This is a genomic window from Streptomyces sp. NPDC048603, assembly GCF_043199475.1.
In the GTDB taxonomy this organism is placed as follows: domain Bacteria; phylum Actinomycetota; class Actinomycetes; order Streptomycetales; family Streptomycetaceae; genus Streptomyces.
On sequence record NZ_JBICVY010000023.1, the window covers coordinates 1 to 26300 of the forward strand.

The window sequence follows — 26300 nt, forward strand, 5'->3', positions numbered from 1 at the left end:
CGTGTGGGCAGGCGTGCCGCAGGGCGGCACGGGTGGGCACACGGCACACCGGCCCGCGCCGGTTCGCGCAGCGTGTGCCTGCGCCCCGACCCCGCTGACGGGGTCGGACCCCGCTCCGGCGGAGCTCCGCTCCCGGCGGTGCCGGGGCCGGCGAAGCCCCGCCCGGGCACGGGGCAGCGGCTGCGGCCGGGCCCGGCCATCGCTTCGGTGGGGCAGGAGCGTTGCCTGCGTAGCGGCGTTCCGGTGTGCCCACCCGTTCCGCCCTGCGGAACGCCTGCCCACACCTCCGGCGGAGCCGCCCCCCACACCTCGGCGGTGCCGCGTCCCGGCCAGGGCGGGGCAAAGCCCTGCGGAACGCCTGCCCACACCCTCCGCTGAGTCGCGCCCCGGCCAGGGCGGGAAACCTGCCCGCGCCATCGGCTGAGCCGCGGGCAGGGCTCCGCGGAGCGGGTCAGCGGCGGCGGTGGAGGAGGCGGCCGCCGATGACCGTGGCCACGCAGGTCGTCGCGCCCTCGGCCAGGAGGGAGGCTTCGTCGGGGACCGCGAAGGCGGCGAAGCGCGCCGGGGCGCCGGGTTCCAGGCTGCCGTGGTACGCCTCGGCGGCCGCCGTACGGCCCGCGAAGGGGTCCAGCGAGGCGGCGGCGCCCGTGGCCGCGCCCCCCGCCGGCGGGACCACGGTCAGGCCCGAGCGGACCACCGCCGTCCGCACCGCCGGGACGGTGAACCGCCCCGCCACCGCGACCACGCCCCGCGCCAGCAGCTTCTGCGTGCCGCGCCGGGCGCTGTGCCCCCAGCGGGCCTCGGTCAGCTTCAGGTCGTCCAGCGCCGTGCCGGTGATCGGTTCCCCGCCGAGCTCGGTGACCTCGTACGGGTCGTCCGGGTAGTACGTGCGCTCCAGCAGCTCCTCGCCGGACCGCACCAGCATCCCCGGCGTCAGCAGCCCCGGCCAGCGCCGGGCCCGGGCGTGCGGGTAGGCGACGGCCAGGTCCTCGTACGGGCCGACCCGGGAGATCCGGTCGCCTTCGACGAGGACCGCCCCGCCGGCCAGCGGTACGGCGCCGGCCGCGGTCACCAGCAGGTCGGCGGTGTGCAGCGTGAGCATCGGCGGCGGCTCAGTTCGCGGAGATCAGCTTCAGCTCGGGGTGGGCCGTGCCGCCCTCGATGGCGATGGACGAGATGTGCGAGACGACGCGGTGGTCGGCCGGGTCGTTCGCCGGGTCCTCGTGCACCGCGAGGTGCTCGTACGTGGTGGCGCGCTGGGCCGGCACCCGGCCGGCCTTGCGGATCAGGTCGATGATCTCGTGCCGGTTGGAGCGGTGCTTGGCACCGGCGGAGGAGACCACGTTCTCCTCCAGCATGATCGAGCCCAGGTCGTCGGCGCCGTAGTGCAGCGACAGCTGGCCGGCCTCCTTGCCGACGGTCAGCCAGGAGCCCTGGATGTGCGCGACGTTGTCGAGGAAGAGCCGGGCCACCGCGATGATCCGCAGGTACTCGAAGATCGTCGCCTGGGTGCGGCCCTTGAGGTGGTTGTTCTCGGGCTGGTACGTGTACGGGATGAAGGCCCGGAAGCCGCCCGACCGGTCCTGCACGTCACGGATCATGCGGAGGTGCTCGATCCGCTCGGCGTTGGTCTCGCCGGTGCCCATCAGCATGGTGGAGGTGGACTCCACGCCGAGGCCGTGCGCGATCTCCATGATCTCCAGCCAGCGCTCGCCGGACTCCTTGAGCGGAGCGATGGCCTTCCGCGGCCGGGCGGGCAGCAGTTCGGCGCCGGCGCCCGCGAAGGAGTCCAGGCCCGCTGCGTGGATCCGCTGGATCGCCTCCTCCACGCTCACCTTGGAGATCCGGGCCATGTGCTCGACCTCGGACGCGCCGAGGGAGTGGATGACCAGCTGCGGGAACGCCTTCTTGATGGCGGAGAAGTGCTCCTCGTAGTACTCGACGCCGAAGTCGGGGTGGTGGCCGCCCTGGAACATGATCTGGGTGCCGCCGAGCTCCACGGTCTCCGCGCAGCGGCGCAGGATGTCGTCGAGGTCCCGGGTCCAGCCCTTCCTGGTGTCCTTGGGCGCCGCGTAGAAGGCGCAGAACTTGCAGGCCGTCACGCACACGTTGGTGTAGTTGATGTTCCGCTCGATGATGTACGTCGCGATGTGCTCGGTACCCGCGTAGCGGCGGCGGCGCACGGTGTCGGCGGCCGAGCCCAGCGCGTGCAGCGGCGCGTGGCGGTAGAGGTCGAGGGCCTCCTCCGCGGAGATCCGGCCCCCCGCGGCGGCACGGTCGAGGACAGACTGGAGAGCGGCCTGGTCGGTCACCGGTGCGTCACCCTTCGGCGGTGTGTCAAGAGGTCCGGACCGGGCCAGCCTACGCCAGTGCCGTCACAGCACGCGGATGAGGTCTCCCTCCGGGTTCCCGGCAGCCGCGTCACCGGACTTGTAGTGCAGGGTGCCGTTCGGGTTGAGGGTGAAGCGTTCGTCGGCCGAACCGTTCGAGCAGATCCCCGGGGCCGGGTTGGGTCCGCCGGCGGTGTCGAGGACGAGCGAGGTGTCGGTGGCGGAGGCGAGCTTCCAGTCCCCGCTGCAGTCGGTGCCGATCACGTCGAGGACGGACTTGTCCCGGCCGACCACCTCGCCCACCTTGCCCTTGCGGATGGTGATCTCGAAGACGGAGGGGACGCCGAGCCGGGAGGTGGTGACGGTGCCCTTCCAGGTGCCGACGAGTGCCTGGGGCACGTCGGTGCGGGTTCCCGCGGTGGCGCCCGGAGACGGGGAGGAGCTCTGCCCGCCGGTCGGGGAGGTGCTCGGGTCGGGGCGCGACTGGTCGGTCCCGCCCTTGGGCGGAGTGGCGGCCGGGGTGCCGCCGTGGCTGTCGCTCGCGGTGTCCCGGCGGTCCCCTCCGGTGCCGGGCAGCAGCTCCATGCTGTAGAGCCCGCCGGCCAGGGCGGCGAGCACGGCCGCCGCTGCCACCACCACGGTGCAGCTGAACCGCCGGCCGGCGGCCCGGAGCGTCACCCGGCGGCCCTCACCGCCGGCCCCGTCGGCGGCCGTCCCGTACGGACCGCCGGCCGTCCCGCCGCCGGCCCCGGCCGAGGTCTGCGTGGGCGAGCCGTACGGGCCGACCGCGGGGCCGCCGTACGACGGGTCGGGCGTGCCGAAACCGACCCCGGCACCCGATCCGCCGGGGCCGCCCGCCCCGGCCGGGCCCCCGTAGGTCGGGGTGGCCGCGCCGGGGTAGCCGTACCCGGGGGTGGGGGTGGGGCCGGGGGCGGGCACCGCGCCGGCGGCCGCGAGGCCGCCCGGTCCGCCGTGGGACGCGGCGGTGAACGGCACGGGCCCGGAGGCCGGACCGGCGGGGCCGAAGGCCCCCGGGCCGCCGGACTGCCCACCGGACCCTCCGTACGCCGGGGCCGGGGCCGCGGCGCCGGGGCCCCAGGCGGCACCCGCACCGCCCTCATCGGCGCCGGAGACATCAGAACCGTCGGAAGCGTCGAGGTCGAGCAGCCGGACCGCCGCCCGGCTGGCCTCCTCCACCAGCGGCGCGGGCAGCCAGCCCGGCACCGCCAGCGCGTCCTCCAGGGCCGCCGCGACGGCGGCCGGGGCCGGACGGTCGCCCGGCGCCTTGGCCAGGCAGGCCGCGGCCAGCTCCCGCAGTCCGCCCGCCGGGAGCCCGCTCAGGTCCGGCTCCTCGTGCACCACCTTGTAGAGGAGCGTCGCGGAGTTGTCGCCACTGAAAGGCGGCCGCCCGGTCGCCGCGAAGACCATCACCGCGCCCAGCGAGAAGACGTCCGCCGCCCCCGTCACTCCCTTGCCGAGGATCTGCTCCGGCGACATGTAGCCCGGCGAACCGATCGAGACGCCCGTCGAGGTCAGCGAGGCCGTGCCGTCCGTGGCCCGGGCGATCCCGAAGTCGATCAGCCGGGGCCCGTCCAGGGTCAGCAGCACGTTCGAGGGCTTCACGTCCCGGTGCACCAGGCCCAGCCCGTGCACCGCCACCAGCGCCTGCGCCAGCCCCAGGCCGACCGCCCGCACCGCCGCCCCGGGCAGCGGTCCGTGCGAGGCCACCGCCCGGTCCAGCGAGGGGCCGGCCACGTAGCCGGTGGCCACCCACGGCACGGGGGCTTCCGGGTCGGCGTCCAGCACCGGGGCCGTCCACTCGCCGCCGACCCGCCGTGCGGCCGCCACCTCGCGCCGGAACCGCTCGCGGAACTCGTCGTCGGAGGCGAAATGCGGGTGCACGATCTTCACCGCGACCGTCCGGCCGCCCTCGCTGCGGCCCAGGTAGACCCGGCCCATGCCCCCCGCACCGAGTCTGCCCAGCAGCCGGTACGCCCCGATGGTCCGCGGCTCCCCGGGCTCCAGCGGCTGCATGACGTCCCCTCCCCGAAACGACGAACCGGTCGTCCCGCACAGTAGTGCCACCCCGGCGGTCACGCCCGGGTCCCCGGCGGCGCGGCCCAAGCGGAACGACCGCCCCCGGGCACCGGCTCACGCTGCTTCTCCCGGCGGCTCCCCGGAAGGCTGCCCCGCGGAAGGCTGCCCCGTGGAATTCCGCTTCACGCCGCCCCGCGAAACGCCCCACCCCCAGGGCGGCGAAGTCCACGGAACACCGAAAGACAGAATTACATATGAGGAATTAACCCGCAGTTCACGGATTGCGGCTGAGCAGCGCCACCCGGACATCCGACGGGAAGCCCGTCGTCGGCCCGGTCAAACGCGCGAATTCCCTTACCCCGGCGAGCTGATCCGGACCGAATCGGAAGTCGAGCGTGGTGAAGTACCGCTCCAGCAGCTCCGCGTCGAACGCCTCCCAGCGGGCGGCCTGTTCGGCCACCTTGCCGACCTCCTCCAGCGAGAGGTCCCGGGAGGCGAGGAACGCCTCGTGCACCTTCTCGACCACCAGCGGTTCCCGTTCCAGATATTCCCGGCGGGCGGCCCAGACCGCGAAGACGAACGGAAGTCCGGTCCATTCCTTCCACATCTGCCCGAGGTCGTGGACGGTGAGGCCGAGCCGGGGCGCATCGTGCAGCGAGGCGCGCAGTGCGGCGTCCCCGATCAGCACCGCCGCCTCCGCTTCCTGCATCATCAGCCCCAGGTCGGGAGGGCAGCTGTAGTAGTCCGGCCGTACGCCGTACTGCTCGGCCAGCAGCAACTGCGCCAGCCGGACGGACGTACGGGAGGTGGAACCGAGGGCGACGCGTGCGCCGTCGAGCTGCTCCAGGGGAAGCTGCGAAACGATCACGCAGGACATGACCGGGCCGTCGCAGCCGACGGCAAGATCAGGGAATGCGACGAGCTCGTCGGCGTTCTTGAGGAACTCCACGAGGGTGATCGGACCCATGTCCAGGTCCCCGTCGACCAGCAGCCGGCTGAGCTTTTCGGGGGTGTCCTTGGTCAGCTCCAGATCGAGCAGCGTGCCGGTCCGGGCCAGGCCCCAGTAGAGCGGCAGGCAGTTCAGGAACTGAATGTGGCCGACCCGGGGCCGGCTGCGATAGGGGTCCACATCGCGAGACTAGCGGCCGGAGCCTCGTCAGCATCGCTCAGGGTCTCAAACGTCCGGGTGACGTGATCTTTCCCTCTGGTCTCCCGCGGACTGTGCGTGCTAGGCTCGACGCAAGTTGCAGTTTGGTTTCCCTTGCAGTACGAAGCCTGCGGAGCATGTAACCCGCAGGCTTTTGTAGTTTTCAGACTTCTTAGCAGGTTCTGGAGCAGGGCGACCCTTTGGCCCATAGGAGGGCTCATGGCTACCGGAACCGTGAAGTGGTTCAACGCTGAAAAGGGCTTCGGCTTCATCGCCCAGGACGGCGGCGGCCCGGATGTCTTCGTCCACTACTCCGCGATCAACGCGACCGGCTTCCGCTCCCTCGAGGAGAACCAGCAGGTCAACTTCGACGTCACGCAGGGCCCGAAGGGCCCGCAGGCCGAGAACGTCACGCCGGCCTAATCGCCCACCGGCCGGATCGCGGCTGGATCTAGCAGTACCCAAGGGGCCCCGACGCCTCCGTGTAAGCGGAGGCACCGGGGCTCCTGCCTTTTGTCCGCGAGCAGCGGAGAACACGGAAGGGCCGCGAGCAGCGCTCGCGGCCCTTCCGCCGTAACCGTCCCGGGCTCAGCCCTCGTTCGGCGTCCCGCCCGGCGCCTCGTTCGGTGCCTCGCTCGGCGCCTCGTTCGGCTTAACCTTCAGGTCGAGGATCAGTTCGAGGCCCTCGGCGGTGGTCACCCGGAGGTGGTACGTCACCGGCTCCTTCGGGGTGAGGCCCTTCGTCAGGATCCACGGCAGGGTGACCTGGCCGTCCTGGTCCGTGGCGGGCAGTTCCAGGGTGCGGAGCTGCTTGCCGTCCTTGCCCTCGAAGTACGGGCCCTTCGCGTCCTCCGCGACCGGCACCCACTCGCCCTTGTCGTTCTTCTTGACCATGGCGGCGGTCAGCACGGACCCGGCGACCGGCTTGCCGTCGGCCCCCGTGACGAGCAGCTTCTGCTCGTGGAAGCTGGCGCCCGCGAGCACCTCCAGCGGCGTGTCACCCACCCGGGTGATCGCCGGCTTCTCGGTCACCTTGCCGTCGAAGGTCACCGAGAACACCCGGGTGCCGTAGAGCTTGGCCTTCAGGGTGTACGTGCCGGCCTCCGGGCCCGCCTTGATCTTCGGCACGGCGGCGAAGCCCTCGCCGTCGGTCTGGACGACGATGTGGTTCTTGCCCTCCTTGGCGAAGACCGTGCCGCCGGTGGTGTCACCCTTCTCGATCTCGAAGACCACGACCTGACGAACGGCGGGCTTGCCGTCGCTCAGGACCGCCTTGACCTTCGAGGACGGCTGGAAGACCGCGCCGGCCTCGGCCGACAGGGTGGCGTCACCGACCACCTCCAGGCCGCGCACGGTGGCCGGCGGCGGCTTGGGCTTGGACGGCTTCGTCGGCGGCTTCGGCTTGGCCGGCTTGACCGGCGGCTTGGGCTTCGACGGCTCCGTGTGGACCGGAGGCGTGTACGGCGGGGCCGGCTGCTGCGGGTGCGGCAGCGGGGCGGTCGGCGGCTGGGTCGGGTAGTTGCCGGCGGGCGGGTTCGGCACGCTGCCGGCGCCGCCCTGGTACTGCTTCATCCAGCTGAGCACGGTGTTCACGTACTCGCGCGACCTGTTGTAGCTGAGGATCGCCTTGTCGAGGCTCTCCGGGTTCGACAGGTTCTTGTCGCCCGCGCACAGGTACAGGCCCGCGCCGAGCGCCGCGTCGAAGATGTTGTTCGGGTCCCGCTTGCCGTCGGCGTTGCCGTCGGCACCCCAGGTCGCCCAGGTGGACGGGATGAACTGCAGCGGGCCGACGGCCCGGTCGTACTCCTTGTCGGCGTCCCAGTCGCCCTTGTCGGTGTCCCGGATCTCGGCGAAGCCGTTGCCGTCCAGGCGGGGGCCGCGGATCGGCTTGGTCGTGTAGCCGTCCTCCTTCAGCCCGTACCCGGAAGCGTGCACCGACTCGACCCGGCCGATGCCGGCGAGCAGCTGCCACGGCAGCTTGCAGTTGGGCAGCGCGGCGGCGACGGCGGTCTCCGCCCGCTGGTACGCCTCCAGCGCGGTCGCCGGAATGCCGACACCCCCCTGCCCGGTCCCGGGCGGGCTGCCGGCGCCCGGCTTCGCCGGGTCGGCGACCAGGTCGGGCAGGTCCAGGCGTGCGTTGCCGCGGTCTTTCGCCTGCGGGCTGTCCGGCGTGGGCTCGGACTCACCGGCGTCGGCGACCGGGGCGTTGGTGACGACGGCTGCCGTGGTCAGGCTGGCTGCGAGCGCGGCCGTGCAGAGCACCTTGCGTGATGTGCTGACGAAGTGTCGGTGAAGAGGCTTCACAGTGCGGCGATCCCCCCAAGACGAGCTGTGAATATCCCCTGTTTATCAGGTGGTCGGCCGCGACTCGCCGTCCCCCCGGCAGATTGTGGCGCACCTTTCGCCAACTCTTCCCGCACCGAACACCCGAGCCCGCCCTCACCGCCCACACCCCTGCCCGCAATGCCCGTTGAGGGAGGCTATGCCCCTCGCCCCTCGCCGTCCCCGGTGGGGTGGTCAGCCATCCGCGGGGCAGGAGCGGGTGCCGTGCGGGAGTTCGCCGTCGAGGAGGAAGGCGTTCACCCGGCCGCGTACGCACGCGGAGGCCGTGTACCCGGTGTGCCCGTCGCCCTTGTAGTCCAGGATCACCGCCGCGGGGCCGAGCCGCCGCGCGGTCTCCTCGGTCCAGCGGTAGGGGGTGGCCGGGTCGCCCCGGGTGCCGACCAGCAGCATGCGCGGGATGCCCGGAGGCCGGTCGATCCTCCGCAGGAAGTCGCTGCCGCGCGGCCGCCCGTAGCAGGACAGTACGGTCATCAGCTGGGCCGGGCCGAAGACCGGTGAGGCCTTCCGGAACGCGTCCTCCAGTTCCAGGGTCTCCCGCCACAGGGCCTCCGGGCCGGTCCCGGCATCGCCCCGGTCGGGGTCGTCCGCGCAGTTGACGGCGGCGAGAGCGGCCAGTCCGTTGTCCCGGGGCACGCCGTCTTCGGGCGGCGCGGGGCTCTCCTCGCCGCCTCCCACGAGGTCCAGCAGACCGCCCGGGTCGCGGTAGCTCTCGGCCATCCGCAAACCGCGGGCCAGGCCGGGCCAGTTGTCCTTGGAGTACAGGGCGACCGCGATCGCGGCGACCGCGTCCTGGCCGGTGAAGTACCAGCCGTGGCCGTCCGGCAGCGGGTCCCGGTCGAGCCGGGCCACCAGGGCGGCCACCTTCCCCTTCGCGCTGCGGGTGTTGTTCCCGTACACGCAGTCGTCCTGCCGGGCGCACCAGGCGAGGAAGTTGTCGAGGGCCTGCTGCTGGCCTCCGGCCGAGGCGAGGGCCTGCTCGGCGAGCGGTTCGGCGATCGTGTCGACCCCGTCGAGGGCCATCCGGCCGGTCTGCCGCGGGAATTGGGCGGCGTACGCGACGCCGATCCGGGTGCCGTACGAGAAGCCGAGGTAGTGGAGCTTCCGTTCGCCGAGGGCCCGGCGCAGGAGGTCCAGGTCGCGCGCCACGTGGACGGTGCCCATGTAGCCGAGGACCGGCCCGGAGTGGCGTACGCAGCGTTCGGCGACGGCCCGCAGGCCGGCGAGCTGCGCGGCGGGGTCGTCGGCGTCGGGCCCGTCCGGCGCGCCTGACGTATCCGACGCGTCCGGTTCATCGGGCTCCAGGGAGCCGCCGCAGCTGACCGGCGCGCTGTGTCCGACCCCGCGCGGGTCGAAGGCGACGAGGTCGTACTCCTCGCGGAGGTCGGCGAACTCCTGCCCGTGCGCGGCGAGGGTCTCGACGCCGGGCGCGCCCGGCCCGCCGAAGTTCAGTACGAGGGATCCGAGCCGCTCGCGGCCGGTGGCGGGCAGCGTGGCGACGGCCAGCCCGAGGCTGCCGGCCTCCGGGCGGGTGTGATCGAGCGGCACGGTCAGGGTCCCGCACCGCATGTCCGCGGGCGCCGGCGACACGGGGCACTCCCCCCACCGGATGCCCGGGTCGCCGGCGGGCTCGGGGACGGCCGCCCCCGTCCCCCCGGTCAGCAGCGCACAGCACACGGCGACGGCGGCGGCACCCGCCACCCGACCCCGGACTCGGGCCCGGACTCGGCACCGGGCCCGGCCCCGCGGCCGCCCGGCGGAACGAAAGAGGTACACGGCACCTCCCGCAGGCACCCCCCGCTCCTCCGACCCACCATAGGCGCCGCCCGCCACCCCCGCAGCTTCGCGTTCACCCTCATTCCATTGCAACGAACAAACCGCTGCTCGTTGCATTACCCACAGGAACGTTGCAACGAAATTGCACGCTTGAACTGCATAGATACCAATCAGACGCAACAAGCACGTTGCGATAACCATGAACGCAACTTAGCGTTTCGCCTGTCGGAAACGCCGACCGCAAGCAACGAGCAGCAGGAGAGAGCCATGCAGCAGTTCGCCACCACCACCGCCGTCTCCGCCGTCCTGGAGATCCCCGCGGGCCGTATCCGGTTCATCGCCGCCGACCGCACCGACACCACGGTCGAGGTCCTGCCGGTCAGCACCGCCAAGAGCGCGGACGTGAAGGCCGCCGAGCGCACCGAGGTCTCCTACGCCGACGGCGTCCTGCGGATCACGGCCCCCGAGGCGGGCAACAAGGCCTTCGGCCAGTCCGGAGCCGTCGAGGTGACCGTCCAGCTGCCCGCCGGCTCCCGCGTCCGGGCCAGGACCGCCGCCGCCGAACTCCGCGGCGTGGGACGCCTGGGCGAGGTCGTCTTCGAGTCCGCCCAGGGCACCGTGAAGCTCGACGAGACCGCCGGCGCCCGCGTCACCCTCCAGTCCGGTGACATCTCCGTCGGCCTCCTGGCCGGCCCCGCGCAGATCACCACCCTCAAGGGCGACCTGAACATCGCCGAGGCCCGCCAGGGCGTCCTCACCCTGCGCACCGAGCACGGCGACATCACCGTCGGCGCGGCCCGTGGCGTCTCGGCCACCCTCGACGCCGGTACCTCCTACGGCCGCATCCTCAACAGCCTCGGCAACACCGACGGCCCGGCCGCCGCCCTCCACATCGACGCCACCACCACCTACGGCAACATCACCGCCCGCAGCGCCTGAAGGCCCGTCCGTCCCGCTCGATCGCCGTTCCCCCACGACCCAAGGAGCACACCGCCATGTCCCTCACGCCGAAGGCCGCTGCCCGGCAGGACCGCCCTGAGCTGCACAAGGCCCTCTTGGAGATCGTCGAGTCCGGTTTCGCCGGCGTACAGCTGCGCGTGAACGACGAGCGGGGCGAATGGACCGGCAGTGCCGGGGTCGCCAGGCTGGGCGAGAGCGCCGAGCCGCCGACGGACGGCCGCTTCCGGATCGGCAGCAACACCAAGACCTTCACCGCGGCCCTGGTGCTGAGCCTGGTGGCCGAGGGCCTGTTCGGGCTGGACGGCCCGGTCGACGACCACCTGCCCGAGTTCGGGCTGGACCGGCGGATCACGGTCCGGATGCTGCTTCAGCACACCAGCGGGCTGTTCAACCACACCGGCGAGTACTACGAGGACGGGACGACCGCGCCGGGGATCCCGTGGCAGGGCCAGGAGTGGGTGGACGACCTGTTCCGCGTCCACCGCCCCGAAGACCTCGTACGGTCGGCGCTGTCCAAGCCCGCACGGTTCGAGCCGGGTACCGGCTGGAGCTACTCCAACACCAACTACGTCCTGGCCAGGCTGCTGGTCGAGAAGGCCGGCGGCCGCCCGTTCGCCGAGGAGATGCGGCAGCGGATCCTGGAGCCGCTCGGCCTGTCGGACACCGTGGTGCCGGACGCCTCGCCGGAGATCGCCGAGCCCCACGCCCACGGCTACTACACCTACCGGGACGACGCCGGCGAGTGGCGGACGGTCGACGTCACCCGCGCGAACCCCTCCTGGATCTCCGCAGCCGGCGACATGATCTCGACCACCCGGGACCTGCACACCTTCTTCTCCGCACTGATGAGCGGCAAGATCGTGCCGGCCCCGCTGCTGGCCGAGATGCGCACACCGCACCCCGAACTCGGATACGGCCTCGGCCTGTTCGTGCAGGAGACGGACTGCGGCGACACGGTCTTCACCCACAACGGCGGCTTCTGGGGCTGGGGAACCCTGATGTACGGCTCGCCCGACGGCCGCACGACCCTGATCGCCTCGCTGACCACCGGCGACGCCCGGCTCGACCACGCCCAGGCCGGGGCGGCGTTCGGGAAGGCGCAGCAGCGGCTCGTCAGCGAGGTGTTCTGCGGTGGGCAGGCCCGGGCGACCGGGTCGGCCGGGACCACCGGGACGACCGGGACGACCGGGACCTCGGACTGAGCACGTACCGACCGGGCCGGTACGCACCGGTGGCCTCCTCCGGCGCGTCAGTCCTCGTACAGGGCGTTGATCTCGTCCTCGTGGTCGCGGGCGATCGCCGCCCGGCGCATCTTCAGGGACGGGGTCAGGTGCCCGCGGGTCTCCGTGAACTGTCCCGGCAGGACGGTGAAGCGCCGGATCGACTCCGACCGCGACACGAGCGTGTTCGCCTGGTCGACGGCCCGCTGGATCTCCTCCAGCAGCTCGGGGTCCTGCACGAGCCGAGTCATCGGCATCCCCTCCTTCCGGCGCATCAGCCGCCAGTGCGCGATCCCGTCCGGCTCCAGGGTGATCAGCGCGGTCACGTAGGGGCGGTTGTCGCCGAAGACCATGCACTGGCCGACCAGCGGGTGGGCCCGCAGCCAGTCCTCCAGCGGCGCGGGGGCGACGTTCTTGCCGCCGGAGGTGATGATCAGGTCCTTCTTCCGGCCGGTGATGGTGAGATAGCCGTCGGCGTCGAGCTCCCCGATGTCGCCGGTGGCCAGCCACTGCCCCGCCGGCATGGGCTGCGGGTCGTTCCAGTACCCGGCGAAGACGTGCCGCCCGTACAGCAGCACCTCGCCGTCGTCGGCGATCCGTACGGCCGTGCCGGGCAGGGGCCGGCCCACCGTCCCCAGGCGCGGCTGCCGCGGCGGGGTGACGGTGCTGGCGCCGGTGGTCTCGGTGAGCCCGTAGCCCTCGAAGACCTCGACGCCGGCCCCGGTGTAGAAGGCGGCGAGGCGCGTCCCGAGCGGGGAGCCGCCGCTGATCACGTAACGGACCCGGCCGCCGAGCGCGTCCCGCATCCGCCGGTAGACCAGCGGATCGTAGAGGGCCCGCGCGGCGCGCGCCCCGAGCCCCGGGGCCTTGCCCCCGTCCGCCCCGCCGAACCGCTGGGCGATCCGGGCGGCGCGGTCGAAGGAGGAGGCGCGGCCCATCTTCTCGGCGGTGGCGCGGGCGGTGTTGTAGACCTTCTCCAGGACGTGGGGGATGGCGAGCAGGAAGGTCGGCCGGAAGGTCGCCAGGTCCGCCAGCAGGTCCTCGCTGTCGATGCTGGGCGCGTGGGCGAGCTTGACCCGGGCGCGCAGGCAGCCGATGGCGACCATCCGGCCGAAGACGTGGGCGAGCGGCAGGAAGAGCAGGGTGGACGCCGGGTCCTTGCTGCCCGCCTTGAAGACGGGGTGCAGCAGCTCGATCGCGTTGTCCACCTCGGCGAAGAAATTGCCGTGGGTGATCACGCAGCCCTTGGGCGCTCCGGTGGTGCCGGAGGTGTAGACGAGCGTGGCGACGGACTCGGGCGTACGGGCCCGGCGGCGCTCGTGCACGAGCGCGTCGGGCAGGTGCGCCCCGGCCCTGGCCAGCTGGCCGAGCGCGCCGGTGTCGAAGGCCCACAGGTTCAGCAGGCCGGGCAGGGCGGCCCGGTCGGCGCTGATCATCCGCGCCTGGTCGGTGTCCTCGACCACGCAGGCGGCGGCCCCGGAGTCCTGGAGGACGTAGCGGGTCTGGAGGGCCGAGGAGGTGGGGTAGACCGGTACGGTCACCAGCCCGGCGGCCCATGCCGCGAAGTCGAGCAGGGTCCACTCGTAGGTGGTGCGGGCCATGATGGCGATCCGGGCGCCTGGCTGCAGCCCTTCGGCGATCAGCCCCTTGGCCACGGCGGTGACCTCGGCGGCGAACTCGGCCGCGGTCACGTCCCGCCAGGAGCCGTCCTCCTGCCTGCGGGCGAGCACGGCCTCGCCGGGTGCCGCACGTTCGTTGTCGTAGGGGATGTCCCCGAGTGATCCGGCCATCGGCACCGGCGCCAGCGCGGGCACCGCCACTTCCCTGACCACCCCGCCGAGCACGGTCTTCACGGGCTCTGCAGCCATGGCATCCACGGCGGTCCTCCTCGTACTTCGAGCACACCCCCGCCGCACACGGGGGTTACCGCCGGTAATCTACGTACCCCCACCCGGCCCTGAACACCCCTCGTACGGCACGTGCACGCCATGCCCCCCGCACGCCCACGGCACGTCCACGCCAGGTCCACGCCCCTGCAACCGCCACCCCGCCGTTTGGCGTGAACACAACTACCGGAACCGGCGACCACCGTCGCGTCCGGGCAGCACCGAACGCGCGGAACCAGGACAGGGTTCCAGGAGCGGGACAGGAACAACAGCATGTCGTTCGAAGCGGAATGGGCACGGCAGAAGGCCGTCGCCCGTACCAGACTGGCGGCGGGTCCGCCCGCCACCCGGCTGAACTCGGCCGGATCCGGAGGGGGTTCCGGGGCAGGGGCGGCCGGGGCGGACAGCCTGGTCGCCGACCGCTCCTCCATCAACGGCAACGCGAACCTGCTCGTCGAGATCGCCGCCCTCCTCCACGAGGGCCGCCCCGACGGCGAAGCCGCCACCATGGCCCGCGCCCCCCGCGCCCACGAGGACGTGGCCGAACAGGTCCTCCGCTTCAGCCGGTTCGCCGACGACCAGTACCAGGACACGGTGGCCCTGTTCGCCGCCCTCGGCACCCGCCTGAGGACCGCCGGCACGCAGTTCGCCGGGGTCGACGACGACACCGCCCGCGCCTTCCTGGACCGGCTGCTGTCGTCCGGGCGCTATGCCGCACCGGAGGACCGGTGACCGACGGACTGGCCTTCCGCAAGGACGTCGAGTTCCTCGCGGAGTGCAATCCTCCGCTCGTCGAGCGCAACGCCCGGGAGTTCCGGCGGCTCCGCGACCTGCTCGTCGAGGCCGGCGCGCCCGCCCGCCGCGCCGAGACCGGCACCGAATGGCACAGCGCGCACAGCGGCGCCTACACCGGGCGCCTCTCCGAGACCCGCAAGCTCGTCGAGCAGCTGGCGGAGGGCTTCGACAAGGCGGCGAGCGCCCTGCACGCCTACGCGCTGGCGCTGGCCACCGCCAAGGCGCACTACGCCGACGGCACGGACGCCGAGCGGAAACTCGCCGCGCTCATCGCCACCAAGGGCACGGCCGTCACCCGCACCGCACAGCGGGCCGAGCCCATGCGCCAGTGGGAGGACATGCGGGCCACCACCGGCTTCCTCGACGGCCTGGCCGAACTCACCATGGACGTCGACGACATCCGCGAACGGGCCGACGCGCTGCACGACACCGCCGGCGGGTTCTTCCACCGGGCCAGGACCACCGAGTCCGAGGCCCGCGCGGTGTGCACGCACGCCATGAAGCAGGCGTACGAGCTGCTGCCGGAGTTCGAGGTGAAGGGATCGGGCGCGCGCCCCGACCTCCCCTCGGCGATGGCCGACCTGCGCCGCGAGACCGAGGAGGCCCGTACGAACCCGCTCACCCGCCTGCCCGGCAGCGGCCCGAAGTCCGGGGTGACCGGCCCGGTCGGCATGGACACCCTGGTCTCGCCCCGCCTGGAGGACATCCGGACCCGGGTGGCGGGACTTCCCGAGGCCGAGGACACCTTCTGGCTGCCGCCCTCGGGCGACGGGGAGAAGGCCGAGTGGATCTCCCGGAACAAGGAGGTGCTGCGGGCCGCGGCCCGGCACTCGGGGGTGCCCGAGGAGCTGGTCGCCGGGATCGCGTGGAAGGAGATCGCGGGCAGCCCGGGCCTCGTGGACAACGGCGTGGACTTCTTCCGCCGGTCCGCGGACGCCCCCTGGGGCCTGAGCCCGATCACGGCCCGGAACCTTCCGGGACGGCTGGGCGGCGAGGTGGACGAGACCTCCTTCGGGCCGATCGCCATCCAGCTGCGGCGGGGCGCGGAGGTGCTCGGCTACGACCCGGAGCACATGACGGAGCAGCAGCAGCGGGTGGTGCAGTCGGCGCTGCAGGACCCGAAGCAGAACGCCTTCGTCGCGGCCGGCTTCCTGGCGCAGATCAAGGCGGAGACCGGCCTGGCCGACGTACCCGCCGACCGGCTGACCCCGGACCAGATGCAGGAGATCGCCGCCCGCTACAACGGCGGCCCGTACTGGGAATCGAAGAAGGCCCAGGACTACGGCGATGATTTCCGCGACAACCTCGGCAAGGTACGGGAGGCCATGCGATGACGGAGCCGGTGAGGGAGGGGGTGCGCTGATGCCACGCGAGAACATCGACCTGCCCGAGGACCAGGGCTGCCTGCGCTGGGTCCTCGGCGTCCCCCTCACCCTCCTCTACGCGCCCGCCGTCTACTTCCTCGTCCTCGCCCTGATCGCCGACCCGGGCCCCCGCGACCACCCGTTCCGGGAGGACGTACAGGCCCTGGGCGTGGTGTCGGCGGTGCTGTGCGGGCTCGGCCTGCTGATCACCCTCACCCCGGTCTTCCGCCGCACCATGGGCCGCTGGTGGTACGCCCTCCCCCTGCTGCTCGCGGCGGTCGCCCTACTCCGCGCGCAAACGGTCTGAGTACACGCACCGCGGCCCCCGCCGGATGGTGGCGGGGGCCGCGGTGCGTGCGCGCTAGGCGACGCCGGGGGGTCAGGCCGCGGCGGCGGCCGGGGCGGCCTGCGGGGAGACCTCGTCCAGCGGGGAGGCGGAGGCGGAGGCGTAGGCCTCCTTGTCCAGGATGCCCTCCCGGGCGGAGACCACGACGGGCACGAGGGCTTGGCCGGCGACGTTGGTGGCCGTCCTGATCATGTCCAGGATCGGGTCGATGGCCATCAGCAGGCCGACGCCGGCGAGCGGGAGGCCCAGCGTGGACAGGGTCAGGGTGAGCATGACCGTGGCGCCGGTGAGGCCGGCGGTGGCGGCGGAGCCGACCACCGAGACGAAGGCGATGAGCAGGTACTCCTTGATGCCCAGCTGCACGTCGAAGATGTTCGCGATGAAGATCGCGGCGAGCGCCGGGTAGATCGCGGCGCAGCCGTCCATCTTGGTGGTGGCGCCGAACGGCACGGCGAAGGAGGCGTACTCCTTCGGGACGCCGAGGCGCTCGGTGACCTTCTGGGTGACCGGCATGGTGCCGACCGAGGAGCGGGAGACGAAGGCCAGCTGGATGGCGGGCCAGGCGCCCTTGTAGAACTGCAGCGGGTTGACCTTGGCGACGGTGGCGAGCAGCAGGGGGTAGACACCGAACATCACGAGCGCCGAGCCGATGTAGACGTCGGCGGTGAAGGTGGCGTACTTGCCGATGAGTTCCCAGCCGTACGAGGCGATGGCGGTGCCGATCAGGCCGACGGTGCCGATCGGGGCCAGGCGGATGACCCACCACAGGGCCTTCTGCAGCAGCTCCAGGACGGACTCGGCGAGGTTCAGCACCGGCTGGGCCTTCTCGCCGAGCTGGAGGGCGGCGATGCCGGCGACGGCGGCCATGAAGACGATCTGCAGGACGTTCAGCTCGGTGAAGGGCGTGATGACGTCGGTCGGCACGATGCCGGTCAGGAAGTCGATCCAGGAGCCGGTCCGCTTGGGCTCCTTGCCGTCGGCCGGGGTGAGGCCTGTGCCGGAGCCGGGGTCGGTCAGCAGGCCGATGGCGAGGCCGATGCCCACCGCGATCAGCGAGGTGATCATGAACCAGAGCAGGGTGCGGGAGGCCAGCCGGGCGGCGTTGTTGACCTTCCGGAGATTGGTGATCGACACCAGGATGGCGAAGAAGACCAGCGGGGCCACGGCCAGCTTCAGCAGCTGGACGAAGATGTCGCCGACCTTCTCCAGGGTGGTGGTCAGCCAGCTGACGTCCTGGCTGCGGGCGAGCCAGCCGAGGAGGACGCCGAGCACGAGGCCGGTGACGATCTGGGCCCAGAAGGGGAACTTCAGCGCGGGCCTGGCGGGGGACTTGGGGGGCGTGGTCGCTGTCGCGGACACGGGCACACTCCGGGTTTTGACGCACGGCAAAGCGTGGAGAAGCAAGCGGGGTTTCTGCGAGGTGGTGTTGCGGTGCGGCAGCCAGGAATGCCCGGCCGGGACCGCTGCTGAACGCGGAAGGCGCAGCTATTGCGAACAGCAACAGGCCGCGGACACGCGGCGGCAGAGATCGACGTGCAGGCGCGTCACGAGCAGGGTGCTCATGACCATCGGAGGCGCGGCTGTCGTCAACATGCCGATGACGCTAACACTTCTCCTTTGAGAATCTCAAAGTATCGCTTTGAGCCATGGCGGCCCGGAACGACCGCGGAAAACACCGCTGCCCCAGCGCTGGGGCGGTAGGACCCAGCACCGGGGCAGTTCGGCACGTTTAAGTGTGTGATGAAACCAACAAGCGCCGGACGGCGCGTGGCGACCCTTAAGAACCGGCGCGCGCGGCGTCGTCGGCCGCGTCCTCCTGGCTGCGGTTCTCGGCCAGCTTGCGCTTCGCACCCTCGACCCGTCCGGAGATCTGCTCGGACATCTCCTCGCGCTGCCGGCGGAGCAACACGAAGGACAGCGGCGCGGACAGCAGCAGCGAGAGCAGCACGACCCAGGCGAGATTGGCATCGCCCAGCCCGGCCGGCACCCACCGGAGCCGCACCAGGACGAAGGCGACGAGGAAGCACCCGGCGAAGATGCCGAGCCGCATCGCGGTGTATCGGATGGCTGCGTTCGGCTTGCCTGCCACGCTGACCCCATTTCTTCACATCGGTCCGTGCCCGTCCAGTGAAGCACGCCGGGTTCTGGATCAGTTCAGCGGGAGGAGGAGGGTGATGTCGTCGCGGTCGTCGTCCGGGGCGACGCGGATGGCGGCGGGGACGCGGCCGACCTCCGTGTAGCCGCAGGACTCGTAGAAGCGTTCGAGGCCGAGGCCGCCGCGGCAGTTGAGGCGGATGGCCTCGATGCCGTCGAGGGTGCGGGCCGCGTCGGCGACCGCGGCCATCAGGGCGCGGCCGGCGCCCCGGCCCTGGAGAGCGGGGTGGACCATGACCGTGTAGGCCCACAGCCAGTGCGTCATCAGGCGGTGGGTGTTGAGGGTGAGGAAGGCGGTGGCCACGACGCGGCCGTCCGCGTCGCGGCCGACGACCAGCCGGCTGCCGCCGTCGGCGACCGCGGCGAGCTGCTTGACCAGCTGCGGGCGGATGTCGTCCCGGACGACCGGCGGGACGAAGCCCACGGCGCCGCCCGCGTTGGAGACGTCCGTCCACAGGTCGAGGATGCCCTCGTGGAGGGCGGGGCCGACCGACGGGTCCAGGGTGAAGACGAGGCCAGTGGGCGATGCGGTGGCAGTAAGGGTCATACCCGAAGAGTATCTATTACCTATGCCCGTGTGCCAGTGGATTCGGCACACGAAAACGCCCTGGTCCGGGGTGCGGACCAGGGCGTCGGAGGTCGTACGGCGAAGCGGTGCGTCAGACGCGCATCGGCTGGGGCGACTCCCGCAGCGAGGCGTCCGGGCCCGGGTACTCGCGGATGATCTCGTACCGCGTGTTCCGCTCGACCGGGCGGAAGCCCGCCTCGCGGATCAGCTCCAGGAGGTCGTCCCGGGTGAGCTTGTTCGGGGTGCCGTAGTTGTCGGCGTCGTGCGTGATCTTGTACTCGACCACCGAGCCGTCCATGTCGTCCGCGCCGTGCTGCAGCGCCAGCTGGGCGGTCTGCACTCCGTGCATCACCCAGAAGACCTTGACGTGCTGGACGTTGTCGAAGAGCAGGCGGGAGACCGCGAAGGTCTTCAGCGCCTCGGCACCGGTGGCCATCGTGGTCCGGGCCTGCAACGTGTTGCGGACCTTGCCGTCCTTCAGGTCCACGAAGTCGTGCTGGTACCGCAGCGGGATGAAGACCTGGAAGCCGCCCGTCTCGTCCTGCAGCTCACGCAGCCGCAGCACGTGGTCCACCCGGTGCCGCGGCTCCTCGATGTGGCCGTAGAGCATCGTGCACGGGGTCTTGAGACCCTTCTCGTGCGCGAGCCGGTGGATCCGCGACCAGTCCTCCCAGTGGGTGCGGTGGTCGACGATGTGCTGCCGGACCTCCCAGTCGAAGATCTCCGCGCCGCCGCCGGTCAGCGACTCCAGGCCCGCCTCGATCAGCTCGTCCAGGATGTCGGACGCCGAGAGGCCGGAGATGGTCTCGAAGTGGTGGATCTCGGTGGCCGTGAACGCCTTCAGCGAGACGTGCGGCAGCGCCTTCTTCAGCTCGCTCAGCGAGCGCGGGTAGTAGCGCCACGGCAGGTTGGGGTGCAGGCCGTTGACGATGTGCAGCTCGGTGAGGTTCTCGCTCTCCATGGCCTTGGCCAGGCGGACGGCCTCCTCGATGCGCATGGTGTACGCGTCCTTCTCGCCCGGCTTCCGCTGGAACGAGCAGTACGCGCACGACGCGGTGCACACGTTCGTCATGTTGAGGTGACGGTTGACGTTGAAGTGGACGACGTCGCCGTTCTTCCGCGTGCGCACCTCGTGGGCGAGGCCGCCGAGCCAGGCCAGATCGTCCGACTCGTAGAGGGCGATGCCGTCCTCACGGGTCAGCCGCTCACCGGAGCGGACCTTCTCCTCCAGCTCGCGCTTGAGCCCAGCGTCCATGTGCCGGTCGCCTCCTGATCGATGTCTGCCGGTGCCACCGGGCTTCGATTCACCCGGGGGCACTCCCCGCCCAACCGTACTCTCAGTGCTCCTCGGGGAGCTCTCCGACCCGGTTCTCCCACTTGGTGGAGAGCACGATGGTGGTGCGGGTCCGGGAGACGCCCTTCGTCCCGGACAGCTTCCGGATGATCTTCTCCAGGCCGTCCACGTCGCTCGCGCGCACCTTGAGCATGTAGGAGTCGTCGCCGGCGATGAACCAGCAGTCCTCGATCTCCGCGAGGTCCCGCAGCCGGCGCGCCACGTCCTCGTGGTCGGCGGCGTCGGAGAGGGAGATGCCGATGAGCGCCGTCACGCCCAGGCCGAGGGAGGCCGAGTCGACGGTCGCGCGGTACCCGGTGATGACCCCGGCCGTCTCCAGCCGGTTGATGCGGTCGGTGACGCTGGGGCCGGAGAGGCCCACGAGCCGGCCCAGCTCCGCGTACGAGGCACGTCCGTTTTCCCGGAGTGCCTGGATGAGCTGCCTGTCCACCGCGTCCATGTATCTGGACCCTTCTATTGTTCGGCGATCCTGCAAGATTAGGTATAGAATCAAAGGCGCACAGGGTCAACGCCCTGTGAATCTTTCAACAGATCAATGACGATCTTCAGGAGTGGTTCACCGTGTACACGATCGAGATGGCCTACGCCCAGATGCGGCAGCTCCAGGAGCAGGCCAGCCGATCCCGTGCCCACCAGCAGGTAGTCGCCGCGCGGCGCGCCGAGAAGAGCACCAAGCCGCGCAACGCCAAGAAGCGCTAACCCCCAAGCCGAGAGCTTCCAAGCTCTCCCTCCCATCGGCGGTACAGCCGGTGCGGCACCCCTGCCGCGTCCAGCACCCGCCCCGCGACGAAGTCCACCAGATCCTGGATGTGCGTCGCACCCGCGTAGAACGCCGGAGAGGCGGGCAGCACCACGGCTCCCGCCTCGTCCAGCGCCACCAGATGCTTCAGCGTCTGACCGTTCAGCGGGGTCTCCCGCACCGCGACCACAAGTCGGCGCCGCTCCTTGAGCGTCACGCTCGCCGCCCGCTGCAGCAGGTCCTTCGACAGTCCGAGCGCCACACCCGCCACACAGGCGGTGGACGCCGGCACGATGAGCATTCCCTTGACGGCGTACGAGCCGCTGCTCGGCCCCGCCGCCAGATCCCCGGCACCCCAGTGCCGCACGTCGCCCACGGCCACGTCGAAGGTGTCGGGTTTTCCGTCGGCCCCCCGGGCCAGCCACTGCGCGAGGTCCTCGCGCCAGTGCGCGTCCCGGAAGGCGATGCCGGTCTCGTCCAGCAGGGTGAGCCGCGAGGCCCGGCTGACCACCAGGTCCACGCTCTCCCCGGCCGCCAACAGCCCCCGCAGCACCGCCGCCGCGTACGGCGTCCCCGACGCCCCGGAAACCCCGACCACCCACGGGGTGCGCTTGCCGTCAGTCATGACACCGAGACTATCCGGCCACCTCGGCCGGGCACTCGCCAAGGTCTGCCGTACGTTTCCCCTTCGGAACACTCACCAGGGGGCCGCGATGAACCCGACCGACAACCGCAGCGGGGCCATGACCGACGGCGAGCGCGCCAGGACGGCGGGCCTGCTGATGGCCGGCTGGGTGGCACTGCTGTGGCTGCTCGAAGCCGTGGACACCGCCACCGGGCACTCCCTCGACACGTACGGCATCACCGCGCGGGACACCGGCGACCTGCCCTCCGTACTCTCCGCGCCGTTCATCCACTTCGGCTGGGACCACGTCGCCGCGAACACCCTGCCGCTGCTGGCCCTCGGCTTCCTCACCGCGCTGGGCGGGCTGCGCCGCTTCTTCCTCGTCTGCGCGGTGATCATCGTCGCGGACGGGCTGGGGGTGTGGCTGTTCTCCCCGGCCGACAGCAACACCGCCGGCGCCTCGGGACTCGTCTTCGGCCTGTTCGGCTATCTGGTGGTCCGCGGCTTCGTGGAGCGCCGCCCGACCGGGATCGTCGTCGGCCTGCTGGTCGCCGCGATCTGGGGCGGCGCCATCCTGTCCGGCATCGGCCCCTCGGACTCCTCGGTCAGCTGGCAGGGCCACCTCATCGGCCTCCTGGCCGGCGCGGCCACGGCCTTCCTGCTCCCGAAGGCGCCGGCGGGGCGGGCGGGGGTGTACGGCTAGGTGCGGACGGCCGTGCCGGGGTCCACGGGGAGTTCGGCGGTGTCGATGACGAGCGTTCCGATGCCGGTGTCGATTTTGACCTGGTTTCCGTAGGGAATGGTGTCCCGCCCCACGTACCCGTCCGGCCCGGGGTTCCACAGCGTCACGCAGTGCCCCTTGTAGGGGTCAAAGATCAGGTAGTGCGGGATGCCGCGCCGGGCGTACGCCCGGTTCTTGACCTCGTAGTCATTGCGGACGCTGCTCGGGGAGACCACCTCGACGGCGAGCTCGATCAGCTCCGGCGGGTACGCGCTGAGGTTTTTGCGGCGTTCGGCATTCGGAATGACGGCAAGGTCCGGGCAGAGTTCGTTGTCGTCATCGAAGGGCACGGCGACGTCGCTGATCAGACCCCACTCCGCCGAAAGCTGCGCCTTCAAAGCGTTGCGCACTTCGAAGATCGTTTCGTTGTGGTGTGGTTTGACCGGACTCATCATGATGGCGCCCTCGACAATCTCGACCCGGTATCCGGGGAACATGTCCTCGAACCGGCTGAGCTGTGAGTGCAGGCGCTCGGTCTCCGAGACGGTCACGTCGGCCTCCCTGTCCATGCACTCGATGGTAGGCCGCACGGCAACTAAACCGTCAGACCCCGCATGGCGAGATCCAGCAGGGCGCACCCGAACAGGGCAACCCCGATGAAGCCGTTGACCGTGAAGAACGCCCGGTTCAGGCGGGACAGGTCGTGCGGCTTCACGATGGTGTGTTCGTAGACGAACGCGGCCGCGACCACCGCCAGCCCCGTCCAGAACAGCACGCCCGCGTCCGTGGCCACCGCGTACCAGGCCAGCAGGGCCGTGGTGACGACGTGGCAGGCGCGGGCGCCCCACAGGGCGGCCGGGACGCCGAAGCGGGCCGGGACGGACTTCACGCCCTCGGCGCGGTCCGCCGCCACGTCCTGGCAGGCGAAGATCAGGTCGAAGCCGCCGATCCAGACGCCGACGGCGAGGCCGAGGATCACCGCGTCCCAGGACCAGGTCCCGGTCACCGCCAGCCAGGCGCCGATGGGGCCCATCGCCTGGGCCAGACCGAGGATGGCGTGCGGGTAGTTCGTGAACCGCTTGCCGTACGGGTAGACCACCATCGGGATCACGGCCACCGGCGCCAGCGCCAGGCAGAGCGGGTTCAGCAGCGCGGCCGAGCCGAGGAACACCGCGAGCGCGACCCCGGCACCGGTCCACGCGGTCCGCACCGAGACCGCGCCGGTCACCAGCTCGCGGGTGGCGGTGCGCGGGTTCCGGGCGTCGATCTCCCGGTCGATGATCCGGTTCGCGGCCATCGCGAAGGTCCGCAGACCCACCATGCAGACGGTGACCAGCAGCAGCTCCACCCAGTGCACGCTGCCGCTCTCCGTGAACATCGCGGTGAGTGCGGCGATGTAGGCGAAGGGCAGCGCGAAGACCGAGTGCTCGATCATCACCAGGCGCAGGAACGCCTTCACCTTGCCGGCGGCCTGCGGCGCGGCGGGACCCGGCCCGGGGCCGACGACCCCGTCAGCGGTGGTCATCACGCCAGGTCCTCCCGGAAGGCGGCCACGTCCTCGCGGAGCTCCGCGACGGGCAGCGTGCCGAGCTCCACGTCCAGCGGGCCGGTCTCCTGCACCTCCGCAGCCTCCGCCGCCACCTGCGGTACGACCCGCACGGCCAGGGAGACGCGGTCGTCGCCGGCGGTCCGGCCGGTCACCGTGAGCGCGTCCACGGCCAGGCTCAGCTCGAAGTCCTCCCCGCCGTCCAGCGCGGCCAGCAGGGCGTCCGCGAAGGCCGCGGCGTCCGCGTCGGCGAGCTCGGGCAGCTCGAAGCCGCGGCCCTCGCCGTCCGTACGGTCGGCCACGACCTCCCAGACGCCGTGGCCGCCGGCGAACGCCTCCGGGGTGACCCCGGCCTGACGGGCCGCGAGCACCAGCCCGGGATCGGTCGGGTCGAGCTCGGGACGGAGCAGCGCCACACAGGGGGTGTCCGCCCCCAGGAACAGCGCCGGGCCGCCGACGGCGATGGGGCTCACAGTCCGTACTCCTTCCAGCGGCGGTCCACCAGGGCCGCCGTCGCCGGGTCGGACTCCACCATGTCCGGCCAGCCGCCGTCCCGGGTGTAGCCCTCCTCCGGCAGCTTCTTCGTCGCGTCGATGCCCGCCTTGCCGCCCCAGAACTGCTGGTACGAGGCGTGGTCCAGGTGGTCCACCGGGCCCTCGACCACCGTGAGGTCGCGGGAGTAGTCGGTGTTGCCGAGCGCCCGCCAGGACACCTCGTGCAGGTCGTGGACGTCGCAGTCCTTGTCCACCACGATGATCAGCTTGGTCAGCGACATCATGTGCGCGCCCCAGATGGCGTGCATGACCTTCTGGGCGTGCTTGGGGTACTTCTTGTCGATCGAGACGATCGCGCAGTTGTGGAAGCCGCCCGACTCGGGCAGGTGGTAGTCCACGATGTCCGGCACGATGATCTTCAGCAGCGGCAGGAAGAAGCGCTCCGTCGCACGGCCCAGCGGGCCGTCCTCGGTCGGCGGGCGCCCCACCACGATCGACTGCAGCAGAGGCCGCTTCCGCATCGTGATGCAGTCGATCTTCAGCGCGGGGAACGGCTCCTGCGGGGTGTAGAAGCCGGTGTGGTCGCCGAACGGGCCCTCCGGGAGCATCTCCCCCGGCTCCAGCCAGCCCTCGACGACGACCTCCGCGTTGGCGGGGACCTGGAGCGGGACGGTCTTGCAGTCGACCATCTCGATCCGCTTGCCCGCCACGAACCCGGCGAAGAGGTACTCGTCGATGTCGCCCGGCAGCGGCGCCGTGGACGCGTAGGTCACGGCCGGCGGGCAGCCGAAGGCGATGGCCACCGGCAGCCGTTCGCCGCGCGCCGCCGCCACCGCGTAGTGGTTGCGGCTGTCCTTGTGGATCTGCCAGTGCATGCCGATGGTGCGCTTGTCGTGGCGCTGCAGCCGGTACAGGCCCAGGTTCCGCACGCCCGTCTCCGGGTGCTTGGTGTGGGTGAGCCCCAGGTTGAAGAAGGAGCCGCCGTCCTTGGGCCAGGTGAAGAGCGCCGGCAGCCGGTCCAGGTCCACGTCGTCCCCGGTGAGAACGACCTCCTGGACGGGCGCGGAGTCGCCCTTCACCTTCTTCGGCGGGACGTGCACCATCGAGCCGAGCTTGCCGAACGCCTCGCGGACGCCGATGAACCCCTGCGGCAGCTCGGGCTTCAGCAGGCCGCCGATCTTCTCGCTGATCTCGCCGTAGGACTTCAGGCCGAGGGCCTTGAGCAGCCGGCGGTCGGTGCCGAAGACGTTCATCGCCAGGGGCATGTCGGAGCCCTTGACGTTCTCGAACAGGAGGGCCGGGCCGCCGGCCTTGTTCACTCTGTCGACGATCTCCCCGACCTCCAGGTAGGGGTCGACTTCGGCCTTGATGCGCTTGAGGTCGCCCTCCCGCTCCAGAGCCCGGAGCAGCGAGCGGAGATCGTCGTAAGCCATGGGGCAAGTATCCGGCACGGACTACCCTGGAGGCGTCACCGGGGCCCGTAGCGGCCCGCCGCCACTGACTGGGGGTCGGTCCCACACCGTGCTGCGCTATCTGCCGTTCCTGCTGATCATCGCGCTGACCATCTACGCCTTCATCGACTGCCTGAACACCCCGGAGGAAGAGGTCAAGCACCTCCCCAAGGTGGTGTGGGTGATCATCATCCTGCTGTTCTCGATCGTGGGACCGGTGGTCTGGCTGTTCGCGGGCAAGAAGCGGGTGGCCTCCGGCGGCGGGGCCGGGCGGAGCCGCGGCCGCACCCAGTGGGTCGCGCCGGACGACAACCCCGAGTTCCTGAAGTCCCTGCGCGAGGAGCAGGAGAACCGCGACAGGGACAAGCACAGGGACAGCGACACGGGCACGGACAGGGACAGGGACAAGGACAAGGGCGAGAAGGACACGGAGTAGCCGCCCGGCCC

General features: G+C 71.5%; 26 protein-coding genes. 9 read left to right on the top strand and 17 right to left on the bottom strand.

Annotated elements, in window-relative coordinates:
- Nucleotides 1–451: 451 nt before the first annotated feature.
- From ACGFQ9_RS36500 to ACGFQ9_RS36515, 4 genes are all read right to left on the bottom strand, one after another.
- Entirely contained in the window at nt 452–1102 is a 651-nt protein-coding gene (locus tag ACGFQ9_RS36500) for a hypothetical protein (RefSeq protein ID WP_393580022.1), read from the bottom strand.
- A gap of 10 nt (nt 1103–1112) precedes the next feature.
- Entirely contained in the window at nt 1113–2312 is a 1200-nt protein-coding gene (gene mqnC, locus ACGFQ9_RS36505; protein WP_393580024.1) for a cyclic dehypoxanthinyl futalosine synthase, read from the bottom strand.
- Nucleotides 2313–2375: 63 nt separating this feature from the next.
- Nucleotides 2376–4364 carry a serine/threonine-protein kinase gene (locus ACGFQ9_RS36510; protein WP_393580026.1) on the bottom strand — a complete coding sequence of 663 codons (1989 nt, stop codon included), beginning with the start codon at nt 4362–4364 and terminating at the stop codon, nt 2376–2378.
- A gap of 277 nt (nt 4365–4641) precedes the next feature.
- On the bottom strand, nt 4642–5496 hold the full coding sequence (locus ACGFQ9_RS36515) for a menaquinone biosynthetic enzyme MqnA/MqnD family protein (RefSeq protein ID WP_393580027.1): 855 nt from the start codon (nt 5494–5496) through the stop codon (nt 4642–4644).
- A 237-nt stretch (nt 5497–5733) separates the two neighbouring features.
- Between ACGFQ9_RS36515 and ACGFQ9_RS36520 the strand changes: the two genes are divergently transcribed.
- Nucleotides 5734–5937: a cold-shock protein gene (locus ACGFQ9_RS36520; RefSeq protein ID WP_027749613.1), complete on the top strand. Its 204-nt coding sequence runs from the start codon at nt 5734–5736 to the stop codon at nt 5935–5937.
- Between the two features lie 165 nt (nt 5938–6102).
- Here ACGFQ9_RS36520 and ACGFQ9_RS36525 read toward each other — a convergent pair whose 3' ends face one another.
- Both ACGFQ9_RS36525 and ACGFQ9_RS36530 read right to left on the bottom strand, forming a co-directional pair.
- On the bottom strand, nt 6103–7818 hold the full coding sequence (locus ACGFQ9_RS36525; RefSeq protein WP_393580029.1) for a lytic transglycosylase domain-containing protein: 1716 nt from the start codon (nt 7816–7818) through the stop codon (nt 6103–6105).
- Between the two features lie 213 nt (nt 7819–8031).
- Nucleotides 8032–9402, bottom strand: a complete 1371-nt coding sequence (locus ACGFQ9_RS36530) for an alpha/beta hydrolase (protein ID WP_393580031.1) — start codon at nt 9400–9402, stop codon at nt 8032–8034.
- 495 nt (nt 9403–9897) lie between these two features.
- On the opposite strand from ACGFQ9_RS36530, the gene ACGFQ9_RS36535 reads away from it, so the two are divergent.
- Nucleotides 9898–10569, top strand: coding sequence for a DUF4097 family beta strand repeat-containing protein (locus tag ACGFQ9_RS36535; protein WP_393580033.1), 672 nt, complete (start codon nt 9898–9900; stop codon nt 10567–10569).
- Nucleotides 10570–10625: 56 nt separating this feature from the next.
- On the top strand, nt 10626–11792 hold the full coding sequence (locus ACGFQ9_RS36540) for a serine hydrolase domain-containing protein (RefSeq protein WP_393580034.1): 1167 nt from the start codon (nt 10626–10628) through the stop codon (nt 11790–11792).
- 47 nt (nt 11793–11839) lie between these two features.
- On the opposite strand, the gene ACGFQ9_RS36545 is transcribed toward ACGFQ9_RS36540, so the two are convergent.
- Nucleotides 11840–13678 carry an AMP-dependent synthetase/ligase gene (locus ACGFQ9_RS36545; RefSeq protein WP_393580035.1) on the bottom strand — a complete coding sequence of 613 codons (1839 nt, stop codon included), beginning with the start codon at nt 13676–13678 and terminating at the stop codon, nt 11840–11842.
- Between the two features lie 291 nt (nt 13679–13969).
- Here ACGFQ9_RS36545 and ACGFQ9_RS36550 point away from each other — a divergent pair, with 291 nt between their 5' ends.
- From ACGFQ9_RS36550 to ACGFQ9_RS36560, 3 genes are read left to right on the top strand one after another with little or no spacing between them, the layout of a single operon-like run.
- Nucleotides 13970–14428 (top strand): hypothetical protein, encoded by a 459-nt coding sequence (locus tag ACGFQ9_RS36550; RefSeq protein WP_393580036.1) that lies wholly within the window; start codon nt 13970–13972, stop codon nt 14426–14428.
- The gene (locus ACGFQ9_RS36555) at nt 14425–15825 is read left to right on the top strand and encodes a hypothetical protein (protein ID WP_393580038.1); all 1401 of its coding nucleotides are present in this window, start codon (nt 14425–14427) and stop codon (nt 15823–15825) included. Before ACGFQ9_RS36550 ends, ACGFQ9_RS36555 begins: the two co-directional genes overlap by 4 nt.
- Before the next feature lie 28 nt (nt 15826–15853).
- Nucleotides 15854–16162 carry a hypothetical protein gene (locus ACGFQ9_RS36560; protein WP_393580039.1) on the top strand — a complete coding sequence of 103 codons (309 nt, stop codon included), beginning with the start codon at nt 15854–15856 and terminating at the stop codon, nt 16160–16162.
- A gap of 72 nt (nt 16163–16234) precedes the next feature.
- Here the strand turns inward: ACGFQ9_RS36560 and ACGFQ9_RS36565 are convergent, their stop codons facing one another.
- From ACGFQ9_RS36565 to ACGFQ9_RS36585, 5 genes are all read right to left on the bottom strand, one after another.
- Nucleotides 16235–17560 (bottom strand): dicarboxylate/amino acid:cation symporter, encoded by a 1326-nt coding sequence (locus tag ACGFQ9_RS36565; protein ID WP_393580041.1) that lies wholly within the window; start codon nt 17558–17560, stop codon nt 16235–16237.
- A gap of 418 nt (nt 17561–17978) precedes the next feature.
- Nucleotides 17979–18290, bottom strand: coding sequence for a DUF4229 domain-containing protein (locus ACGFQ9_RS36570; RefSeq protein WP_393580043.1), 312 nt, complete (start codon nt 18288–18290; stop codon nt 17979–17981).
- Nucleotides 18291–18350: 60 nt separating this feature from the next.
- Nucleotides 18351–18902 (bottom strand): GNAT family N-acetyltransferase, encoded by a 552-nt coding sequence (locus ACGFQ9_RS36575; protein ID WP_393580044.1) that lies wholly within the window; start codon nt 18900–18902, stop codon nt 18351–18353.
- 112 nt (nt 18903–19014) lie between these two features.
- Complete coding sequence (gene mqnE / locus ACGFQ9_RS36580; protein ID WP_393580045.1) at nt 19015–20178, bottom strand: aminofutalosine synthase MqnE; 1164 nt, start codon at nt 20176–20178, stop codon at nt 19015–19017.
- A gap of 82 nt (nt 20179–20260) precedes the next feature.
- Nucleotides 20261–20716 carry an Lrp/AsnC family transcriptional regulator gene (locus tag ACGFQ9_RS36585; protein ID WP_393580046.1) on the bottom strand — a complete coding sequence of 152 codons (456 nt, stop codon included), beginning with the start codon at nt 20714–20716 and terminating at the stop codon, nt 20261–20263.
- A gap of 122 nt (nt 20717–20838) precedes the next feature.
- On the opposite strand from ACGFQ9_RS36585, the gene ACGFQ9_RS36590 reads away from it, so the two are divergent.
- A complete protein-coding gene (locus ACGFQ9_RS36590; RefSeq protein ID WP_393580174.1) occupies nt 20839–20976 on the top strand; it encodes a hypothetical protein in 138 nt (45 codons plus the stop codon).
- Here ACGFQ9_RS36590 and ACGFQ9_RS36595 read toward each other — a convergent pair.
- Nucleotides 20973–21641, bottom strand: a complete 669-nt coding sequence (locus tag ACGFQ9_RS36595; RefSeq protein WP_393580047.1) for a UbiX family flavin prenyltransferase — start codon at nt 21639–21641, stop codon at nt 20973–20975. The two genes, ACGFQ9_RS36590 and ACGFQ9_RS36595, sit on opposite strands and share 4 nt — an antisense overlap.
- 88 nt (nt 21642–21729) lie before the next feature.
- Between ACGFQ9_RS36595 and ACGFQ9_RS36600 the strand changes: the two genes are divergently transcribed.
- Nucleotides 21730–22344: a rhomboid family intramembrane serine protease gene (locus ACGFQ9_RS36600; RefSeq protein WP_393580049.1), complete on the top strand. Its 615-nt coding sequence runs from the start codon at nt 21730–21732 to the stop codon at nt 22342–22344.
- Here the strand turns inward: ACGFQ9_RS36600 and ACGFQ9_RS36605 are convergent.
- From ACGFQ9_RS36605 to ACGFQ9_RS36620, 4 genes are read right to left on the bottom strand one after another with little or no spacing between them, the layout of a single operon-like run.
- Entirely contained in the window at nt 22341–22931 is a 591-nt protein-coding gene (locus ACGFQ9_RS36605; protein ID WP_393580051.1) for a Uma2 family endonuclease, read from the bottom strand. The genes ACGFQ9_RS36600 and ACGFQ9_RS36605 overlap by 4 nt on opposite strands.
- A gap of 26 nt (nt 22932–22957) precedes the next feature.
- Nucleotides 22958–23887 (bottom strand): menaquinone biosynthesis prenyltransferase MqnP, encoded by a 930-nt coding sequence (mqnP, locus tag ACGFQ9_RS36610; protein WP_393580052.1) that lies wholly within the window; start codon nt 23885–23887, stop codon nt 22958–22960.
- A complete protein-coding gene (locus ACGFQ9_RS36615) occupies nt 23887–24381 on the bottom strand; it encodes a hypothetical protein (RefSeq protein WP_393580054.1) in 495 nt (164 codons plus the stop codon). Before ACGFQ9_RS36615 ends, mqnP begins: the two co-directional genes overlap by 1 nt.
- On the bottom strand, nt 24378–25835 hold the full coding sequence (locus tag ACGFQ9_RS36620) for a menaquinone biosynthesis decarboxylase (protein ID WP_393580055.1): 1458 nt from the start codon (nt 25833–25835) through the stop codon (nt 24378–24380). Before ACGFQ9_RS36620 ends, ACGFQ9_RS36615 begins: the two co-directional genes overlap by 4 nt.
- 88 nt (nt 25836–25923) lie before the next feature.
- Here ACGFQ9_RS36620 and ACGFQ9_RS36625 point away from each other — a divergent pair, with 88 nt between their 5' ends.
- Entirely contained in the window at nt 25924–26289 is a 366-nt protein-coding gene (locus ACGFQ9_RS36625; protein WP_393580056.1) for a PLDc N-terminal domain-containing protein, read from the top strand.
- Nucleotides 26290–26300: the final 11 nt, after the last annotated feature.

What these genes read in the sequence shown, in the direction of transcription:
- ACGFQ9_RS36510 (WP_393580026.1), bottom strand. Translation starts at nt 4,364, where the DNA reads ATGCAGCCGCTGGAGCCCGGGGAGCCGCGGACCATCGGGGCGTACCGG.
- ACGFQ9_RS36595 (WP_393580047.1), bottom strand. Translation starts at nt 21,641, where the DNA reads ATGACTGACGGCAAGCGCACCCCGTGGGTGGTCGGGGTTTCCGGGGCG.
- ACGFQ9_RS36585 (WP_393580046.1), bottom strand. Translation starts at nt 20,716, where the DNA reads ATGGACGCGGTGGACAGGCAGCTCATCCAGGCACTCCGGGAAAACGGA.
- ACGFQ9_RS36535 (WP_393580033.1), top strand. Translation starts at nt 9,898, where the DNA reads ATGCAGCAGTTCGCCACCACCACCGCCGTCTCCGCCGTCCTGGAGATC.
- mqnP (WP_393580052.1), bottom strand. Translation starts at nt 23,887, where the DNA reads ATGACCACCGCTGACGGGGTCGTCGGCCCCGGGCCGGGTCCCGCCGCG.
- ACGFQ9_RS36620 (WP_393580055.1), bottom strand. Translation starts at nt 25,835, where the DNA reads ATGGCTTACGACGATCTCCGCTCGCTGCTCCGGGCTCTGGAGCGGGAG.
- ACGFQ9_RS36550 (WP_393580036.1), top strand. Translation starts at nt 13,970, where the DNA reads ATGTCGTTCGAAGCGGAATGGGCACGGCAGAAGGCCGTCGCCCGTACC.
- ACGFQ9_RS36520 (WP_027749613.1), top strand. Translation starts at nt 5,734, where the DNA reads ATGGCTACCGGAACCGTGAAGTGGTTCAACGCTGAAAAGGGCTTCGGC.
- ACGFQ9_RS36500 (WP_393580022.1), bottom strand. Translation starts at nt 1,102, where the DNA reads ATGCTCACGCTGCACACCGCCGACCTGCTGGTGACCGCGGCCGGCGCC.
- ACGFQ9_RS36575 (WP_393580044.1), bottom strand. Translation starts at nt 18,902, where the DNA reads ATGACCCTTACTGCCACCGCATCGCCCACTGGCCTCGTCTTCACCCTG.
- ACGFQ9_RS36560 (WP_393580039.1), top strand. Translation starts at nt 15,854, where the DNA reads ATGCCACGCGAGAACATCGACCTGCCCGAGGACCAGGGCTGCCTGCGC.
- ACGFQ9_RS36545 (WP_393580035.1), bottom strand. Translation starts at nt 13,678, where the DNA reads ATGGCTGCAGAGCCCGTGAAGACCGTGCTCGGCGGGGTGGTCAGGGAA.
- ACGFQ9_RS36605 (WP_393580051.1), bottom strand. Translation starts at nt 22,931, where the DNA reads ATGGACAGGGAGGCCGACGTGACCGTCTCGGAGACCGAGCGCCTGCAC.
- ACGFQ9_RS36600 (WP_393580049.1), top strand. Translation starts at nt 21,730, where the DNA reads ATGAACCCGACCGACAACCGCAGCGGGGCCATGACCGACGGCGAGCGC.
- ACGFQ9_RS36540 (WP_393580034.1), top strand. Translation starts at nt 10,626, where the DNA reads ATGTCCCTCACGCCGAAGGCCGCTGCCCGGCAGGACCGCCCTGAGCTG.
- mqnE (WP_393580045.1), bottom strand. Translation starts at nt 20,178, where the DNA reads ATGGACGCTGGGCTCAAGCGCGAGCTGGAGGAGAAGGTCCGCTCCGGT.